We start from the raw sequence: 16,301 nt of genomic DNA on the forward strand, positions 1-16,301 counted from the left end.
CCAGTGATACCCGCTTTCCTGCCGGCAGGGTTTATTCATGAACAACAAAAAAAGACGACAACACATTCAACAAAGAAACAGAAAACAAAAACTGGTTTCAGGGATCATCTGGGGCGCAATTGGACTTGCCGTATTGGCGATCCTTGGCGTCATAGTCTGGCAGGGAATCAGACCGGCGGCAGGGGAGTCGATTGCCATTATGACGAGCGATCCGCATCTTCCCACGGACTCTGATCCTGGACAATATAATTCCGATCCGCCAACGTCCGGATTACATTACGCAACCGAAGCTCAGGCGGGATTTTATGATGAGAATATCTATACATTTCCCGCTGCTTATCTGGTTCACAATCTGGAACACGGCTATGTGGTCTTCTGGTACAACTGTGACCAACTGGAAGAGGCAGGTTGTTCGGAGTTAAAATCACAAATCCGCACGGTCATGGATGATCTGGGCGGCGTGAAGATGATCGCCTATCCCTGGAATTCCATTGAGGTTCCGGTGGCGATGACCTCATGGGGGCGGATCCAAAAGTTCGAGATATTTGATATGGAACTAGCCAAAGCCTTCTATCGCGCCAACCTCAATCGCGCCCCCGAACCAAACGCCCCATGAGGGAATAAAATGTCAACAACCACCTTGAATGCCCCTAAAATAACGAATGCCTTTCAGTGGATAGGCACTCATTGGTTTGCCGTTTTTCTGACCATCTATGGTGTTTGGGTATTTGTTCCCTTCCTTGCGCCGGTTTTCATGCAGATCGGCTGGACGGGTGCAGGCAGGGCGGTCTACTTCATTTACTCGTTCTTCTGCCACCAACTCCCGGAACGCTCCCTCTTTTGGTTCGGCGAAAAGACCATGTATTCCCTGGGCGAAATCCAGGCGGTCTGGCAGAACACATCCAATCCCATGATCCTGCGCCAATTCATCGGCAACGAACCGATGGGCTGGAAGGTGGCGTGGTCGGATCGCATGATCTCGTTCTATACCAGCGTCTGGCTTTTTGCGGCATTGTGGTATCCCTTCCGACACACGATAAAGACTTTGAGTTGGTGGGGATTTGTTCTGCTCCTGCTGCCGATGGCGCTGGATGGTGGAACACACATGGTCAGCGATTTTGCCGGTATCGGAAATGGATTTCGTGATACAAATGCATGGCTGGCAGTGTTGACAAACAACACCTTTCCTGCAACGTTTTACGCCGGTGATGCGCTGGGATCGTTCAACTCGCTCATGCGCTTCCTTACCGGGCTTTTGGCGGGGCTGGGTCTTGTCTGGCTTGCCTTCCCGTTCATTAATCAATCACAAGTTTATAATCAGCAATTGGATACATTAAGCCATGCCAAAGTCATCGAGCAAATCAAAAACCAAAATACGCATTCTCCTGGCGGATGACCACCATATCGTCCGTGCAGGGGTGCGACAACTGCTTGAGAGTGCGACCGACCTCCAGGTCATTGCCGAGGCAGGAGACGGGGAGGAGGCGCAGGTCTTAATCCAAAAACACAAGCCGGATGTTGCCGTGCTTGATATTCAGATGCCCAAAGCCAGCGGTATTGAAGTCACACGCTGGGTGCGTGCCCATCTGCCCGAAGTGGGCGTGTTAATCCTGACCGCTTATAACGATGATCCCTACGTGATGGCGGTTTTGCAGGCAGGTGCAAATGGCTATGTCCTCAAAACTGGGCAGGCGGATGAGCTGATCCAGGCGGTGCGTGATGTCTATGAAGGTAAGTCTGCACTCGATCCATCCATCACCAGCAAGTTGATGTCCACCATCTTCAAAGGACCGGAAAAAAAGATCGTCGAACCATTAACTGACCGTGAACTGGATGTGCTGCGACTCGCGGCGAAGGGGTTCACCAACAAATCCATCGGTGTGCAACTGAATATCAGCGACCGCACCGTGCAGGGACATCTTGCGCACATCTTCGCCAAACTGCAATCCAACAGCCGCACCGAGGCTGTCATGCGCGGGGTGGCGCTGGGGTTGATCTCACAAAGCTCGGGCAATATTCCAGAAGAATGAAACGAATCCTGCCAGGCTGGCGCGGTCTGACGCAACTCTTTGCCGTCACGGTTCTGCCGCTGACGCTTTTGTTATTGTTCATTGCGTTCGGCGGGGTCAACATGCACCAGCAGGACATGCGCACCCTGGTCGGGGAACGTGACGAACGCGCCGTGCAGTCCGCCGCCGCAGCGCTGCAATCCGAACTTCATCATCGCATGGCGACTGTTTCGAGCATGGCGGTGCTGGCATCCGAGGATATTTCCTTCAAGGATATATTTGCCACCACCACCGACCTGGCAAAGGATTTCAACGGGGGGATTGCCTTTCTAAATACGGATGGACACTTAATCGAGAAAACGGGGAATGACAGATTTTGGGGATGGGTATCTCAAAACTCCAGGTCGGTCAAACTCGCTTCTTCATCCAGCCCTCAATTTGTTTTCTCCGACCCGACCCTGGATCCAAACTCCAACCAACTCTTTGTCATCATCTCAGCCTATTCTGACTCCCGCGATGTGATTGTCGCCGGCGCGTTTTCACCCGAGACACTCGCGTCCGAAACCCTGACACCCACCTACCCGGCGGGCAGTCACGTGACCATCTATCTATTGGATAATTCCCGCCGTATTTTGTTCGTCAGCGGTGCGCTCGAACGCGAAAGCCTGGATGCGGACCATCCTGGAGTGGCGGAAGCTCTGGCAGGCAGGAGTGGCGTTCTGTATGTGAAAAAGGAAGCGACGGAACATGTAGTCGCCTATAGCCCCATTGAAACTGCAGGCTGGGCATTGATCACGGAGGAGGAATGGGAAATGGTGATCAGCCCCTCCCTGCAATTGACCCAGATGGCTCCGCTGGTAATGGTGCCTGCCTTCATCCTGGCATTGATTGCCATCTGGTTCGGCGCCAAACAGATCGTCCAGCCCCTGCAAAAACTTGAGTCCAAGGCGGCGGCGCTGGCATGGGGGGATTTCGAAGCCATAAAGGAGTCAGTTGGCGGCATATCTGAGGTCCAACACCTGCAAATGGAATTGACCGAAATGTCGCGTAAAGTGCAGGCGGCTCAGGAGGGATTGCACGATTACATCGGCGCGATCACTTCGGCACAGGAAGAGGAACGTGCCAGACTGGCGCGGGAACTGCATGACGACACCATTCAGGCGGTCATTGCATTGAAACAACGGGTGCAACTGGCGCAGAGATCGGTCAAGGATCAAAATGGAAAACAATCCCTTAAGGAACTCGAAAATCTGGCGGAGCAGACCATCGAAAATCTGCGCCGCCTGACGCGGGCGCTGCGTCCCATTTATCTCGAAGATCTGGGACTGGTCACTGCGTTGGAAATGCTGGCGCGGGAGATCAGCCAGGTTAATTCTCTGATCGTTGATTTTCAAAAAACCGGTAACGAACGTCGTCTCTCGCGCGAGGTGGAATTGTCGCTATATCGCATTGCGCAGGAAGCGCTCAATAATGTGGCTAAACATTCCGGGGCGACTCGTGCCGACTTGTCCATCCGTTATTCTGATTCGGAAATAACACTGATGATCTCTGATAATGGCCACGGCTTTGTCGCTCCTGCCAGCCCGACGGAATTTGCTCCCAACGGGCATTTTGGACTGCTCGGTATTCATGAACGTGCGGACCTGATCGGGGCACGGCTGGGAATTGAGTCCACCCAAGGACAGGGAACCAGGATCGAAATTCGCTTGTAAAGCGATAAAGGTCATAAGCCATTTTGCCTACCGATTTCCCCGCCATCCTGCGCTCATGCAGGGGCGGGGATTTGCGTATCATGATGTTATATCCTTATTGAAAAGGAAGACTCATGACCTCTGATACTGCGATTCCCCCCTTTCCATCCCAAACAGAACGTTTGAAAATATTTTTACATGCGCTGCTCTTCGTCCTCGGCTTCTCATTGGTGTTTGTAATCGGCTGGGGCGGCTCGGTGACGGCGCTGGGTCAATTGTTCGGCGCATACAAACGGGTTATCGCGCAATTAGGCGGCGTGATCGTGATCATGTTCGGACTGGCGACTCTGGATGTAATTCGCCTTCCCTGGTTTTATTATGATACCCGGACGGAATACACAGGTCAGCGCGGAACCTATGGTGGCTCGGCGTTAATGGGCATTTTCTTTGCAGCAGGTTGGAGCCCATGCATTGGTGCCACACTGGGCGCAATCCTAACAATGGGGCTCAGCCAGCAAACGGTCGGACAGGCGATGTGGCTATCTTCAGGGTACTCGCTTGGTTTGGGGCTTCCCTTCCTGGCGATGGCGCTTGGTTTGGAGCGCGCTTCAGGCTGGATCAAACGCATGCGACCCTATCAAAAGTATTTCAAAATTGCCAGCGGTGTTTTCATCATTGCCATTGGTGTTCTGCTTCTTACGAACACAATGAGTCTGATAGCGATCTGGGCATTCAAGAATGGTCTATATATCGAAAAGTTTACCCTGTTCTCTGCCGCGCCGACATACTTCACCGCCATCCTTGCCGGTCTATTGTCATTTCTTTCACCTTGCGTCCTGCCGCTCGTGCCTGCCTATCTTGGTTATCTGAGCGGGCACACGATACAAAGATCATAATATTTTTAGAGAAGATACCCTTATGGATTCCCCCATTAATTCGGAAGATACCATCACCTTTAAACGAACCCATTTTTATTCGGTCCTGGTGATACTGGCTTTTGCCATCGGCATATTGACGGGTTATGTTGTCTGGGGGCTTGCCCCCCGTTCACAACAAGCGATTGTCAATAATCCATCTGTTGCCCAGGGACCCATTGTCGAAGCCCCGGCAGCGACACAGGCACCGCAATTCACCCGTTATGAAATCCCATTCGAAGGCTTTCCCAGCCAGGGACCGGTGGATGCACCCATCGTAATTGTCGAGTTCAGCGACTTTCAGTGCCCGTTCTGCAAACGCTTCCAGGATGAGACGGCTGCACAATTGCTGGCGGCGTATCCCGGTCAAATCCGTTTTGTCTATCGTCATCTTCCCCTGACATCCATTCATCCCGAAGCCCTTCCATCGGCGGAAGCCTCGATGTGCGCCAACGAACAGGGGGCCTTCTGGGATTACCATGACAGGATTTTTGAGAATCAGGACAAACTTGGGCGTGAGTTGTACCTGCAGATCGCCGCTGACCTCAATTTGGATGCAGTCACTTTCGAGGAGTGTCTCAATTCAGGTAAATATAAGGACGCCATCCAACAGGATATGGATTTTGCGCTCAACCTTGGCGTTCAATCCACCCCAACATTTTTCATCAACGGGCTGGCAATCGTTGGCGCGCAACCTCTTGAAGCGTTCAAACAGATCATCGATCTTGAGTTGGCTGGAAAAATTCCATGAAACAGATACTCCTCATATCCTTGTTTCTGCTTGTGACACTGACCGCCTGCCAGAGCAGCGTCGAAGAGATTACGGGCAAAGAGGTTACAACCGTTGACGGTTCCTATAAAAACATCACTCCTGTCGATTTGGACACGATGTTGAAGAACACGGATCTTATCCTTGTCAATGTGCATACTCCTTTCGCAGGGAACATTGCCGATACAGACCTGTCCATTCCCTACGACCAGATCAGTGCGCCGGAAAATCTGGCGCAGTTGCCAGCGGATAAAAATGCAAGGATCGTTCTGTATTGCCGCAGTGGTCGCATGAGCGCAATTGCGGCAGAGGAACTTGTTTCGCTCGGGTATACCAATATCTGGAATCTCGAAGACGGCATGGTGGCATGGGAACAGACAGGACGCGAAATCGAGAAATAGAATAGGCAGAATTGCCTATAAGAGCCTCAGTAATATGGCTCTCGTTGAGGCTGTCTATTAATTGCATAATACAAAGGAAAGGAGACCAGCTTATGACAACCACTGTACATGACCCCGTTTGCCACATGGATATCGACCCCGCTACTGCTGCCGGCACATCCGAATACAAGGGGCAAACGTATTATTTTTGCTCGCTTGGCTGCAAGAAGGCGTTTGATGCCGATCCCGAGAAGTATCTCAGCAAGACTCATGAACACGCGCATCATCATTAATTCCATCCTCTTCTCCTCAGGTAACCTGCCCACTGGGCAGGTTATTTTATTTTAGACAATTTGCCGAAACAAAATCTTCAATCACTCTTTGCCGTGCCTTTACACATTCTTTAATCATGCCGGGTATTCTTGGATCATCGAAAGGAGTACAGTATGTTTCTCATGTGGATCGTCCCTTTAGTACTTGTCGGTTTGATCGTCTACAGCGTTTCTGGCAATAATCTGGTCAATGCGCTCAAGCCCGTTGCAAGCCGTACCTGCCACAAATGTGGACAGGCTGCGCAAAACGACTGGAAAAACTGCCCGCACTGCGGACAAACTTTATGAAAGGAAGTCAAAATGAAAAAAGGTAACTGGTGGATCGTTGGCATCGTAGCTGTTCTTGCTGCTCTGTTCCTTTTCGGAGGCGGCATGATATGGGGCAACCGTGGATATGGCATGATGGGCGGTTATGGCATGATGGGTAACTGGGGCTACTCTCCCTTCGGCTGGTTCGGAATGGGATTGGGCATGATCTTCATGTGGCTCATCCCCATCGGCATCCTCGTGCTCATTGGGTTTGGTGTCGCATCCCTGGTGCGAAATACAGGAAATCCTCCCCAAGCCTCATCCCTGACGCCCTGCTCCAACTGCGGAAAGGGCACCCAAGCCGATTGGCAGACTTGCCCCTACTGCGGCAATTCCTTGAAGTAAAGTAACCTCGCGTTCTCAAAGTAGCCTGTCGGAAGATAGGCTATTTTGCTTATATACCACTAGGCTGAAATCCGCTCCCTGCCATCGTCTATTGGATATACACTATTGGCATCTTTATAAAAGGTAGGCAACCATGACTGTCCGTGACCCTGTATGTGGAATGGAAATTGAACCCCAAAGTGCCTTCGCCGAGCGCGAACACATGGGGCAGACGTTGTATTTTTGCTCACAATCCTGCGTGGAACAGTTCGATATCGACCCGCACCATTATGTGATGACTTCGGCAACAACGGGTTTTAATCCCGAACGGACGCTCACCCGCATCGAACTACCCGTCGCCGATCTGCCGTTTTACAAACCTGTCACCGCCCTGGAATCTGGTTTGCGCGCCCTGGAGGGCGTTCATCAAGTAACCACCAATGCAGGTGCGGGTGTGTTGCAGGTGGAATATGATTCCAAAAAGGTGAACATTCCGCAAATGGCGGCAGTCATCCGCTTGGCGGGGTTTCAACCTGGCGGGTCGAATCTCAAAATCGGAATCGAGAACCTGCGTTGTGCCTCCTGTGTGAAGTTCATCGAGGATGAACTGAAGTCCACAGATGGCGTATTAAGCGCAACGGTCAACATTGCCACACAGGAAGCGAGCGTGGATTATCTCCCCCAAAAGGCAACCCTTGTACAATTGAATGCAGCCATTGAGGCTTGGGGATACAAGCCACGTCCTGCGCTGACTGGCGCGCCAATAGACAAACAAGAAGAGGCACATGCCCGTGAATACATCCGGCTGATGAGAATGTTCTGGTTCTCGGCAATTGTTTCCATTCCGGTGTTGTTATTCGCATACCCGCAATACGTTCCCGGCATCCGGGATTTGTCAATGGAGACCATCCGATGGTCATGGGTTCTTTCCGCCGTTGCAACACTACCTGTGTTGTTCTATTCCGGGTATGACTTTTTCACAGGTGCGTGGGCGGCCTTCAAACATCGCTCAGCCAACATGAACACCTTGATCGCGCTCGGTACCGGCGCGGCATGGTTGTATTCAACGTTTGCCATTGCATTTCCGTCCGTGTTTCCTGAAGGGACATCCGAGCCGTTTTACGATGTAGTTGCAGTTGTCATTGCATTGGTTGTGTTGGGGCAGGCACTTGAACTACGCGCCAAGGGACAATCCAGCGCGGCGATCAAGAAATTGTTGGGTCTACAAGCGAAGACTGCCCGCGTGATTCGCAATGGAAAAGAACTTGATCTGCCTGTAGAAGAAGTGTTGGTCGGCGATGTGATCCAGGTCCGTCCCGGTGAGAAAATACCCGTGGATGGCGTTATCGTCGAAGGCAGTTCTGCCGTGGATGAGTCGATGCTGACGGGTGAGTCGTTGCCAGTTTCCAAGAAACAGGGAGATGAGGTGATCGGAGCGACCTTGAACAAGACAGGCGCGTTCAAATTCCGCGCCACGAAGGTCGGCAAGGATACGGCTCTCGCGCAGATCGTGAAGATGGTGCAGGACGCGCAAAATTCCAAAGCACCAATTGCCCGTCTTGCCGATACCATCTCTGGTTATTTCGTACCCATCGTGATGATTCTCGCCGTGTGGACGTTCGTCATTTGGTTCGTGATTGGACCTCAACCGCAATTGGTATATGCACTCGTTACCAGTGTAACCGTGCTCATCATTGCCTGCCCCTGCGCTTTGGGTCTTGCCACGCCCATGAGCTTGATGGTCGGCATTGGCAAAGGTGCGGAACATGGGATTCTCATCCGCTCTGGCGAAGCCCTGCAAACTGCGCGAGCCATTCAAACCGTGGTGTTGGATAAGACGGGCACGATTACAAAGGGAAAGCCTGAGTTAACGGATGTCATCCTTACCAATTCCATGAATGGTAACAGCCATCAGTTGTTGCGCCTGGTGGCATCCGTTGAGAAGGTCAGTGAACATCCCCTGGCGCAAGCCATTGTGGACGGAGCACAGGCGCGAAAACTGGAATTGACCGATGTGCAGGATTTTGAAGCCATCCCTGGACATGGCGTTTCCGCGAAGGTTGAAGGACGAAATATCCTGATTGGCAATCTCAAGTTGATGAACCGAGAGAACATCGCGCTGGGCGAGTTGGAGAATAGATCCAAATCGCTCGCCGACGATGGCAAGACCCCAATGTTCGTCGCAATTGACGGCAAAGCCGCTGGTATTGTTGCCGTGGCAGACACGGTCAAGGAAGATTCTGCCGAAGCGATCAAAGCTCTGCAAGGTATGGGCATTGAAGTTGTGATGATCACCGGCGATAATCGCCGCACCGCTGAAGCGATTGCTCGCAAGGTTGGGGTCACGCGCGTGCTGGCGGAAGTATTGCCCGAAGATAAGGCAAACAACGTTCACCTGTTGCAAGCGGAAAACAAAAAAGTCGCGATGGTTGGCGATGGCATCAATGATGCCCCCGCGCTCGCACAAGCGGATGTCGGTCTCGCCATCGGAACAGGCACGGATGTCGCCATCGAAGCCTCGGACATCACGCTGATCAAGGGCAGTCTCAAAGGTGTGGTGACTGCCATCGAAGTCAGCCGCGCTACCATGACCAACATCTACCAAAACCTATTTGGCGCCTTTATATACAACGTGTTGGGTATCCCTGTTGCTATGGGAGTATTGTTCCCGTTCTTTGGATTGTTGCTCAGCCCATTGATCGCGGGGGCAGCAATGGCATTCTCATCCGTGACCGTAGTTGGCAATGCCAACCGCCTGCGAGGCTTCAGACCGAAGTTTAGTGTAAAGTGAGCTGTTATGAAAATTGAACTTCTCTATTTCGATGGTTGTCCCTCCTGGGAAGCTGGTTTGGAAAGTCTTCGGACTGCTTTACAAGAGGAGGGAATCTCCGCCTCTGTGGAAATGGTGAAAGTAGAGACCGATGAAGATGCGGAGCGTTTGAAATTCCTCGGTTCCCCTCATTTTCGTGTTGATGGTATGGATTTATGGCATGAGGAACGCGAAACGTATTCGATGAGTTGCCGCGTCTATTCCACGCCTGAAGGCGTCAAGGGATTTCCCACTGTCCATATGCTGCGGGAAAAACTGCAATCACTGTCTGGAACACCATAATGAAAAACTCCCGCTTTATCACGTGGATGACCTGGGCTTTGATTCTCGGAATGTTCTGGACTGTTTTCTCGCGCGTCTCGCCCGACCGGCCTAAAGCGCAGCAGGATGCAGTTGCCAAAGAAGGCTTCACTGCGCCCAACTTCGCCCTCGACCTGTTGGACGGCAGCACAGTTGCGCTTTCCGATTTACGCGGCAAGGTGGTGCTGGTCAACTTCTGGACATCGTGGTGCCCACCCTGCCGTCTGGAAATGCCAGCCATCGAAAAAGCGTATCGAAGTTACAAGGACATTGGCTTTGTGGTGATCGGCTTGAACCTCACCGCCCAGGATTCAGAACAAGCCGCGGCTGATTTTGCAAAAGAAATCGGTTTGACTTTTCCCATCGCGCTCGACCGCGATAATGCGACTGGGAACCTGTATCGCATCACTGCCCTGCCGACTTCGTACTTCATTGATCGCAAGGGAGTAATTCGTTCCGTTGTGGTCGGCGGACCCATGAGCGAGGCATTGATTCAATCCAAGGTGGAAGAGCTATTACGGGAGGGCGAGTAATGTTCCCTTACCTTCGACTTGGACCCTTCCTGCTTCAAATGCCATTGTTGATGTTGTTCATTGGTTTTTGGATCGGCTCAACATTCACCGAGCGTGAAGCCGCCCGCCTTGGTTTAAACAAGGAGAAAATCAATAACCTGATTGGGTACGGATTGCTCGGCGGGATTCTCGGAGCAAGGCTTGTCTATGCTGCGCAATACGCCTCAGTTTATGTGGCAAATCCATTGGGCTTGTTCTCGCTGAGCACAAGCACGCTTTCTCCCATCGGGGGTTTTCTAATCGGTATGTCCACAGCCTTGATATATGGATATCGTCAGAAACTTCCGTTTCGCCGATCATTGGATGCGCTCACGCCTGGGTTGGCATTCTTCATGATCTCAATTGGTGTCTCCCACCTGCTCAGCGGAAATGCCTACGGCTCGCCGTCTCGTGTCCCCTGGGCAATGTACGTGTGGTCTGATTATCGTCACCCAACGCAACTTTATGAAATCTTTCTTGCGCTGGCGATCTTTACACTCGTGCTTCCAAAAGTTCTTCCAGCCCACGCGCCAGGAATTCGCTTTGCGCAGTTCGTCTCTCTTTCCGCGCTGGCGCGAGTCTTTCTCGAAGCCTTCCGCGGCGACAGTGTACTCTGGCTGGATGGTTATCGCGCCGCGCAAGTGATGGGGTTGCTTGTTCTTATTATTTGCATTGTCTTGTTGAGACAATGGGAAAGGATCGAACCAAATGAGGCAAGCATCTGGTAAAAAACGTTATATCCCTGCCTTGAGCTTTCGCTGGCTCACGCCATTGTATGATCCTCTGCTCAAATGGGTCATGCGCGAGGAAACTTTTAAACAAAGGTTGATCCAACACGCGAACATTCGTCCAGGCATGAAGGTTCTCGATCTCGGCTGCGGCACAGGTACGCTCACCATCATGCTCAAAAAAATCCATCCGAACGCGCAGGTTACAGGCGTGGATGGCGACCCTGATGTATTGAAAATTGCGCTAGATAAATCTCGCGGTTCGGATATTCAATGGGATGAAGGACTCGCCTCCTCCCTGCCCTATCCTGATTCCACCTTCGACAGAGTAGTCACCAGCCTGGTCATTCACCACCTCATCACGGACGATAAACGACTCGCATTCAAGGAAATCCATCGTGTGCTCAAACCAGATGGAGAATTGTATGTGCTTGACTTTGGCGCACCGCATTCTTCAACGACACGTTTCATGACGACCTACATGCGTCGTCTCGAGGAAACCGCCGATAACTTCGACGGTTTGATCCCGCGCTTCGTGGCAGAGGCAGGCTTCGGGTCTATAAAAGAAGCGGAGAACTTCGTCACGGTGTTCGGTCCGTTATCCATCATCCAAGCAATGAAAGGAACTTGATATGACTCAAATCCAAATCTTTGTGATTCTTTCGGGAATCGCGTTGACCGTATTGATCGCCTGGTATTTCTGGTTTGCCCCCAAGGCGCAGACGCGTGTTGCGGTATCTGCATCTGGCGCACAGGAGGTGGCAGTCACGGTCAAGGGCGGATACACACCCGATGTGATCGTGGTGCAAAAAGGACGCCCTGTGCGGTTGACGTTCACACGCCAGGAAAGTTCAGCGTGTTCTGAGAAAGTGTTGTTCCCTGACTTCAATCAGAATGCTTTGCTGCCAGAGGGCGAACAAGTGACACTGGAATTCACCCCCGAACAATCTGGCGAATATGGCTTCCAATGCCAGATGGGAATGTTACGTGGCAAGTTGATCGTGGAATAATGACGAAAGGAACATGTAAAAATGAAACACGAAAAAATCCATATGCCAAACCTTTCCTACATTGCGGCATTTGTCATTGGCGTGATCTTTTTCGCCGTATTATGGAGGATGTTATTCGGCTCGGCATCCGGTCTGATGGTTCTGGCTGGCATGATTGGAACCGCGACCGCTGTGACTATCTTCTGGCTCAGGAATGAAAATCAACATCATGGAAAGGGAAAACAATGACGTTGGACCAAAACGAAATCCTCCCTGCCCCTCCACAACCGGAATATATAACGGCTTGTGGAGGAAAAATCAAGGATCCATCCAAATATCCCAGCGCAGAGTATCACGGCGAGAGGATATATTTCTGTACGCAGGCATGTTTGGATGTATTTCTTTTGAATCCCGACCCTTTTATGGCTGGTGAAATCGAACACCCTCTTGATTAATTCAATATGACAATCAGGAAATCATTCCTGATAAATATCATAAGCAAATCAGCGCATTTCGAAACAGGTCGAAATGCGCTGTTGATTATTTCATGGGAGTTGTAAGATGAGTTCAAAGCAAGACAAAATTCATCCTCAAAGGAGAAAAAATGACTACTCAAACCTTATCCCGGGAATATCAACTCGCTGATGTTCCCTTTACGAAAACCCTGTTCGAAGGCAAGGCGTTTGCCTGGCTCTGGCTTGCCATCCGTCTGTATCTGGGATACCAATGGATCGAATCGGGTTGGGGCAAGATCACCAACCCCGCCTGGATGCAGGGCGGCGAAGCATTGAAGGGCTTCTGGGAGCGCGCCATCGTTATTCCCGATGCACCTGCCCGCCCATTGATCGCCTTCGACTGGTATCGCAATTTCATCCAGTTTATGCTGGACAGCGGCAATTACGTCTGGTTCGCCAAACTCGTGGCGGTGGGCGAATTGCTGGTGGGCGCGGCGCTGATCCTGGGCATCTTCATCTGGTTCTCCGCTTTTATTGGCGGTTTTATGAATTGGAATTTTATGATGGCGGGCTCGGCTTCTGTCAATCCTGTCTTCCTGATCCTCTCGATCCTGCTCATCCTTGCCTGGAAAACCTCAGGCTGGATCGGACTCGACCGCTGGCTTCTGGTTCAGGTTGGCACACCCTGGCAACCTGGATTGATCTTCCAAAAAAAGTAATTCTTCGTTCGGCGCATCTCTCCTTCTCAAGCGACATCCGAAGGTGACTTCGGGTGTCGTTCTTGATATTCTCTTTTTGAATTCTTCACACTATCTTTATAGGCACAAACTATACTGCCGACCTGAATATACATTATGGAGCAAAAACAATGACCAACTCGACTCAAATTTCGCGGAGAGACGTTCTTAAACTGATGGGACTTGGCGCGGGAGGGGCGTTCCTCAGCGCCTGCGGACTTCTCCCGTCCGCCTCAACCAACCCGACAGCGGCTCCTGTCTTCCCGACTCCGCTTACCCCTTTGCCTGATCTTCCGATTCTGTCTGCGGAACTGACGGCTGGGCGCGGCACGCTCCCCATTTTTTCGGGGAAGGAAACGCCCGTTTGGCGGTATCAGGCTTCGGTTAAGGAGGGAGGCGGGGATTTCATCCAAACGTTGAGCGGCTCGTATTTGGGTCCAATTTTCAGGGTGAAACAGGGACAACGAGTCCAGGTTCGGTTGAACAACGAATTACCCGACCCGACCATCATCCACTGGCATGGGTTGAAAATTCCAGAAGAGATGGATGGGCATCCGCGCTATGCTGTCGCGCCTGGGAAAAGTTTTGACTATGATTTTCAGGTGATCAACCGCGCGGGCATGTATTGGTTCCATCCTCATCCGCACCAGTTGACAGGACCCCAAGTCTATTACGGGCTGGCGGGCTTGTTCATCGTCAGTGACGAAGAGGAAGCCGCGCTGGGTTTGCCTGCGGGCGAGTATGATCTGCCGCTGGTGATTCAGGATCGTATTTTTGATTCGCAAAACCAAATGGTCTATCTGGCAAACGGCATGATGGATTCGATGATCGGATTTCTGGGCGACACGATTTTAGTCAATGGTTCACCCAATGCAACACTGGATGTCAAAGCCAGCGCATACCGCTTGCGCCTGCTGAACGGCTCAAACTCGCGCATCTATAAATTCGCCTGGCAGGATGGCACACCCCTGACCGTGATCGCCACCGACGGCGGCTTACTGGAAACACCCGTGACCCGCGACTACATCACGATGGGACCTGGCGAACGCGTGGAGTTGTGGGCGGATTTCAGCGGAAGAAATGCAGGCAGTGAAATGAAATTGGTCAGCCTGCCATATACCGATTTCAGCGGTGGAGGCGGCATGATGGGCGGCGGGATGATGGGCAGTTCTGGATTGCCAAATGGTACGCCGTTCGACATCCTGCGTTTGATGATCGGCGAGAAAGGAGCGGACGTGAACCCGTTGCCCTCGCAACTCTCCACGATTGAACGACATGCTGTGAACGATGCAGTCAATGGAAACAATCCGCGCTCGTTCAGGCTGGCAATGCAGGGCATGGTTCACACCATCAACAACCGCCTGTTCGAGATGGACGCAGTGGCGCAGGATGAGATCGTGCGGCTGAACGACCTGGAAGTTTGGGAGTTTGTCAATCTCGAAGGCAGCGGGGGTGGCATGGGAATGGGCATGATGAATATGGAAATGCCGCATCCCATGCACATCCACGGCGTGCAATTCCAAGTGCTTGAGAGGCAGATCGCGCGCGGATTTGAATCCGCGTATCAAGAATTGAGCGGCGGCTTTGTGGACGAGGGTTGGAAGGATACCGTGCTGGTGATGCCAGGCGAAACCGTTCGGGTGCTTGTGCGCTTCGAGAATTACACAGGGATATATCTTTATCACTGCCACAATCTCGAACATGAGGATGCGGGCATGATGCGAAACTACAGGATCAAAGGTTGAGTAGGAACAGGCTCCAAAAATCGGAGCCTGTTTTTTTTAGAAGGGCGATACGCAGAATTGCTTATTCCTACATCAAGCCATTCTGCGCTTCAATAATTCCAGTAGCGACTCTACAATCCAACCGTCAGATCACAACCAAGGAGTTTCGATATGTCATTCAAAGATCCCGTCTGTGGAAAACGCGTCAATCGCGGCAAAGCCCATATCACCATCGAGTTCGAAGGTGTGAACTATTTTCTGTGCTGTCCGCAATGCCAGGCTCAGTTTGAACGTTCCCCAAAAACCTTTGCCAAGCCCGAATTGGGAGAGAAGGCAAGGAAAGTCCAGCACTATCCCGTAAAACAACACAATTAAAAGGAAACCATTATGAGCGACAATTGTCACGTTGAACCGATCCAAAAGTCCGCGCTGGATCATGTCATCCAGTCTGCCAACCGAATCCTGCTGTCCGTTTCAGGGATGGGCTGTCCCAACTGTGCCACAAGGGTACGTAATGGACTTCTGTTACTGGATGGCGTCCATGACGCTGATGTGATGTTGAACATGCGCATGGCGGAAGTTTACTTCGATGAGAATATGGTCTCTGCCGAGATGCTGATCCAGGCGGTAATTGGAGCAGGGAACGATGGACGTCACAATTATCAAGCGCAAGTGATAGCATCGTAAATGACCTTTCGTCAGATGACATTCATCATAAGCCATTTGGCGTATATCCCCACCCGCCGTACTGCGCTGGAGATAACTTAATGGTCAGACTACTATTGGGTCATCCGAACACGGAGGACCCAATATGTTTTCAAAGACCCGAAAGTTCCTTTTCCTTCTCGTTATTTTGGCGCTGACCGCTACTGCGGTTTCTGCCTGCTCCACTTCCAACCCTGATGACGCGCATCTTGCCATGATGCCGCTCGACCAAATGCCAATGGAAGTTCAGTCCGCGCCTGTGGCAGTGCAGGAAGCCTACCAGTTCAATACCGCCAACCCAGACATCATGCAGGACATTCCCTGCTATTGCGGATGCGGCGACATCGGTCACACTTCCAATTACGATTGCTACGTCTCGAACATCGATGACAAAAACAACATCACCTTCGACAACCATGCCCTCGGCTGTTCCATCTGCGTGGACATCACCCAGGATGTGATGCGCATGTTGCGGGATGGCAAAAGTCCGCAGGATGCCAGGGTTTACATCGACGCAACGTATTCCAAGTACGGACCCTCCAACATCCCCTAAT

The 16,301-nt window shown here is 51.6% G+C and carries 22 protein-coding genes and 1 pseudogene; all 23 read left to right on the forward strand.

Annotated elements, in window-relative coordinates:
* The first annotated feature begins 37 nt into the window (after positions 1–37).
* Positions 38–616, forward strand: coding sequence for a DUF3105 domain-containing protein (locus HS100_16375; protein MBE7435493.1), 579 nt, complete (start codon positions 38–40; stop codon positions 614–616).
* Between the two features lie 9 nt (positions 617–625).
* Positions 626–1,396: a DUF2085 domain-containing protein gene (locus HS100_16380; GenBank protein ID MBE7435494.1), complete on the forward strand. Its 771-nt coding sequence runs from the start codon at positions 626–628 to the stop codon at positions 1,394–1,396.
* Entirely contained in the window at positions 1,341–2,030 is a 690-nt protein-coding gene (locus tag HS100_16385; GenBank protein MBE7435495.1) for a response regulator transcription factor, read from the forward strand. Before HS100_16380 ends, HS100_16385 begins: the two co-directional genes overlap by 56 nt.
* A complete protein-coding gene (locus tag HS100_16390) occupies positions 2,027–3,721 on the forward strand; it encodes a HAMP domain-containing protein (protein MBE7435496.1) in 1,695 nt (564 codons plus the stop codon). Before HS100_16385 ends, HS100_16390 begins: the two co-directional genes overlap by 4 nt.
* Before the next feature lie 686 nt (positions 3,722–4,407).
* Positions 4,408–4,584, forward strand: a pseudogene (locus HS100_16395) (hypothetical protein).
* Between the two features lie 34 nt (positions 4,585–4,618).
* A complete protein-coding gene (locus HS100_16400; protein MBE7435497.1) occupies positions 4,619–5,365 on the forward strand; it encodes a DsbA family protein in 747 nt (248 codons plus the stop codon).
* Complete coding sequence (locus tag HS100_16405; protein ID MBE7435498.1) at positions 5,362–5,784, forward strand: rhodanese-like domain-containing protein; 423 nt, start codon at positions 5,362–5,364, stop codon at positions 5,782–5,784. Before HS100_16400 ends, HS100_16405 begins: the two co-directional genes overlap by 4 nt.
* A 92-nt stretch (positions 5,785–5,876) precedes the next feature.
* Entirely contained in the window at positions 5,877–6,056 is a 180-nt protein-coding gene (locus tag HS100_16410) for a YHS domain-containing protein (GenBank protein MBE7435499.1), read from the forward strand.
* Positions 6,057–6,209: 153 nt separating this feature from the next.
* Complete coding sequence (locus tag HS100_16415) at positions 6,210–6,383, forward strand: zinc ribbon domain-containing protein (GenBank protein MBE7435500.1); 174 nt, start codon at positions 6,210–6,212, stop codon at positions 6,381–6,383.
* Positions 6,384–6,395: 12 nt separating this feature from the next.
* Entirely contained in the window at positions 6,396–6,749 is a 354-nt protein-coding gene (locus HS100_16420) for a hypothetical protein (GenBank protein ID MBE7435501.1), read from the forward strand.
* Between the two features lie 133 nt (positions 6,750–6,882).
* Positions 6,883–9,519, forward strand: coding sequence for a cadmium-translocating P-type ATPase (gene cadA, locus HS100_16425; protein MBE7435502.1), 2,637 nt, complete (start codon positions 6,883–6,885; stop codon positions 9,517–9,519).
* Between the two features lie 6 nt (positions 9,520–9,525).
* On the forward strand, positions 9,526–9,840 hold the full coding sequence (locus HS100_16430) for a thioredoxin family protein (protein MBE7435503.1): 315 nt from the start codon (positions 9,526–9,528) through the stop codon (positions 9,838–9,840).
* Positions 9,840–10,391 (forward strand): TlpA family protein disulfide reductase, encoded by a 552-nt coding sequence (locus HS100_16435; protein ID MBE7435504.1) that lies wholly within the window; start codon positions 9,840–9,842, stop codon positions 10,389–10,391. The genes HS100_16430 and HS100_16435 overlap by 1 nt, the downstream gene beginning before the upstream one ends.
* A complete protein-coding gene (locus tag HS100_16440) occupies positions 10,391–11,137 on the forward strand; it encodes a prolipoprotein diacylglyceryl transferase (protein ID MBE7435505.1) in 747 nt (248 codons plus the stop codon). The genes HS100_16435 and HS100_16440 overlap by 1 nt, the downstream gene beginning before the upstream one ends.
* Entirely contained in the window at positions 11,118–11,768 is a 651-nt protein-coding gene (locus HS100_16445) for a methyltransferase domain-containing protein (protein ID MBE7435506.1), read from the forward strand. The genes HS100_16440 and HS100_16445 overlap by 20 nt, the downstream gene beginning before the upstream one ends.
* A gap of 1 nt (position 11,769) precedes the next feature.
* Positions 11,770–12,147, forward strand: coding sequence for a cupredoxin domain-containing protein (locus HS100_16450; GenBank protein MBE7435507.1), 378 nt, complete (start codon positions 11,770–11,772; stop codon positions 12,145–12,147).
* 21 nt (positions 12,148–12,168) lie between these two features.
* Positions 12,169–12,375 (forward strand): hypothetical protein, encoded by a 207-nt coding sequence (locus tag HS100_16455; GenBank protein MBE7435508.1) that lies wholly within the window; start codon positions 12,169–12,171, stop codon positions 12,373–12,375.
* A complete protein-coding gene (locus HS100_16460) occupies positions 12,372–12,581 on the forward strand; it encodes a YHS domain-containing protein (protein ID MBE7435509.1) in 210 nt (69 codons plus the stop codon). The genes HS100_16455 and HS100_16460 overlap by 4 nt, the downstream gene beginning before the upstream one ends.
* 149 nt (positions 12,582–12,730) lie before the next feature.
* Positions 12,731–13,300: a DoxX family protein gene (locus HS100_16465; GenBank protein ID MBE7435510.1), complete on the forward strand. Its 570-nt coding sequence runs from the start codon at positions 12,731–12,733 to the stop codon at positions 13,298–13,300.
* 149 nt (positions 13,301–13,449) lie between these two features.
* Positions 13,450–15,063 (forward strand): multicopper oxidase domain-containing protein, encoded by a 1,614-nt coding sequence (locus HS100_16470; GenBank protein ID MBE7435511.1) that lies wholly within the window; start codon positions 13,450–13,452, stop codon positions 15,061–15,063.
* A 150-nt stretch (positions 15,064–15,213) separates the two neighbouring features.
* On the forward strand, positions 15,214–15,417 hold the full coding sequence (locus HS100_16475) for a YHS domain-containing protein (protein MBE7435512.1): 204 nt from the start codon (positions 15,214–15,216) through the stop codon (positions 15,415–15,417).
* Between the two features lie 12 nt (positions 15,418–15,429).
* Positions 15,430–15,729: a heavy-metal-associated domain-containing protein gene (locus HS100_16480; GenBank protein ID MBE7435513.1), complete on the forward strand. Its 300-nt coding sequence runs from the start codon at positions 15,430–15,432 to the stop codon at positions 15,727–15,729.
* A 124-nt stretch (positions 15,730–15,853) separates the two neighbouring features.
* Positions 15,854–16,300 carry a hypothetical protein gene (locus HS100_16485; protein MBE7435514.1) on the forward strand — a complete coding sequence of 149 codons (447 nt, stop codon included), beginning with the start codon at positions 15,854–15,856 and terminating at the stop codon, positions 16,298–16,300.
* The last annotated feature ends 1 nt before the right edge of the window (position 16,301 follow it).

The organism is Anaerolineales bacterium (genome assembly GCA_015075725.1).
Classification (GTDB): domain Bacteria; phylum Chloroflexota; class Anaerolineae; order Anaerolineales; family Villigracilaceae; genus Villigracilis.

Bases quoted from the DNA above. Each gene is read 5' to 3' on its own strand.
- HS100_16375 (MBE7435493.1), top strand. From the start codon at position 38: ATGAACAACAAAAAAAGACGACAACACATTCAACAAAGAAACAGAAAA.
- HS100_16380 (MBE7435494.1), top strand. From the start codon at position 626: ATGTCAACAACCACCTTGAATGCCCCTAAAATAACGAATGCCTTTCAG.
- HS100_16385 (MBE7435495.1), top strand. From the start codon at position 1,341: ATGCCAAAGTCATCGAGCAAATCAAAAACCAAAATACGCATTCTCCTG.
- HS100_16390 (MBE7435496.1), top strand. From the start codon at position 2,027: ATGAAACGAATCCTGCCAGGCTGGCGCGGTCTGACGCAACTCTTTGCC.
- HS100_16400 (MBE7435497.1), top strand. From the start codon at position 4,619: ATGGATTCCCCCATTAATTCGGAAGATACCATCACCTTTAAACGAACC.
- HS100_16405 (MBE7435498.1), top strand. From the start codon at position 5,362: ATGAAACAGATACTCCTCATATCCTTGTTTCTGCTTGTGACACTGACC.
- HS100_16410 (MBE7435499.1), top strand. From the start codon at position 5,877: ATGACAACCACTGTACATGACCCCGTTTGCCACATGGATATCGACCCC.
- HS100_16415 (MBE7435500.1), top strand. From the start codon at position 6,210: ATGTTTCTCATGTGGATCGTCCCTTTAGTACTTGTCGGTTTGATCGTC.
- HS100_16420 (MBE7435501.1), top strand. From the start codon at position 6,396: ATGAAAAAAGGTAACTGGTGGATCGTTGGCATCGTAGCTGTTCTTGCT.
- cadA (MBE7435502.1), top strand. From the start codon at position 6,883: ATGACTGTCCGTGACCCTGTATGTGGAATGGAAATTGAACCCCAAAGT.
- HS100_16430 (MBE7435503.1), top strand. From the start codon at position 9,526: ATGAAAATTGAACTTCTCTATTTCGATGGTTGTCCCTCCTGGGAAGCT.
- HS100_16435 (MBE7435504.1), top strand. From the start codon at position 9,840: ATGAAAAACTCCCGCTTTATCACGTGGATGACCTGGGCTTTGATTCTC.
- HS100_16440 (MBE7435505.1), top strand. From the start codon at position 10,391: ATGTTCCCTTACCTTCGACTTGGACCCTTCCTGCTTCAAATGCCATTG.
- HS100_16445 (MBE7435506.1), top strand. From the start codon at position 11,118: ATGAGGCAAGCATCTGGTAAAAAACGTTATATCCCTGCCTTGAGCTTT.
- HS100_16450 (MBE7435507.1), top strand. From the start codon at position 11,770: ATGACTCAAATCCAAATCTTTGTGATTCTTTCGGGAATCGCGTTGACC.
- HS100_16455 (MBE7435508.1), top strand. From the start codon at position 12,169: ATGAAACACGAAAAAATCCATATGCCAAACCTTTCCTACATTGCGGCA.
- HS100_16460 (MBE7435509.1), top strand. From the start codon at position 12,372: ATGACGTTGGACCAAAACGAAATCCTCCCTGCCCCTCCACAACCGGAA.
- HS100_16465 (MBE7435510.1), top strand. From the start codon at position 12,731: ATGACTACTCAAACCTTATCCCGGGAATATCAACTCGCTGATGTTCCC.
- HS100_16470 (MBE7435511.1), top strand. From the start codon at position 13,450: ATGACCAACTCGACTCAAATTTCGCGGAGAGACGTTCTTAAACTGATG.
- HS100_16475 (MBE7435512.1), top strand. From the start codon at position 15,214: ATGTCATTCAAAGATCCCGTCTGTGGAAAACGCGTCAATCGCGGCAAA.
- HS100_16480 (MBE7435513.1), top strand. From the start codon at position 15,430: ATGAGCGACAATTGTCACGTTGAACCGATCCAAAAGTCCGCGCTGGAT.
- HS100_16485 (MBE7435514.1), top strand. From the start codon at position 15,854: ATGTTTTCAAAGACCCGAAAGTTCCTTTTCCTTCTCGTTATTTTGGCG.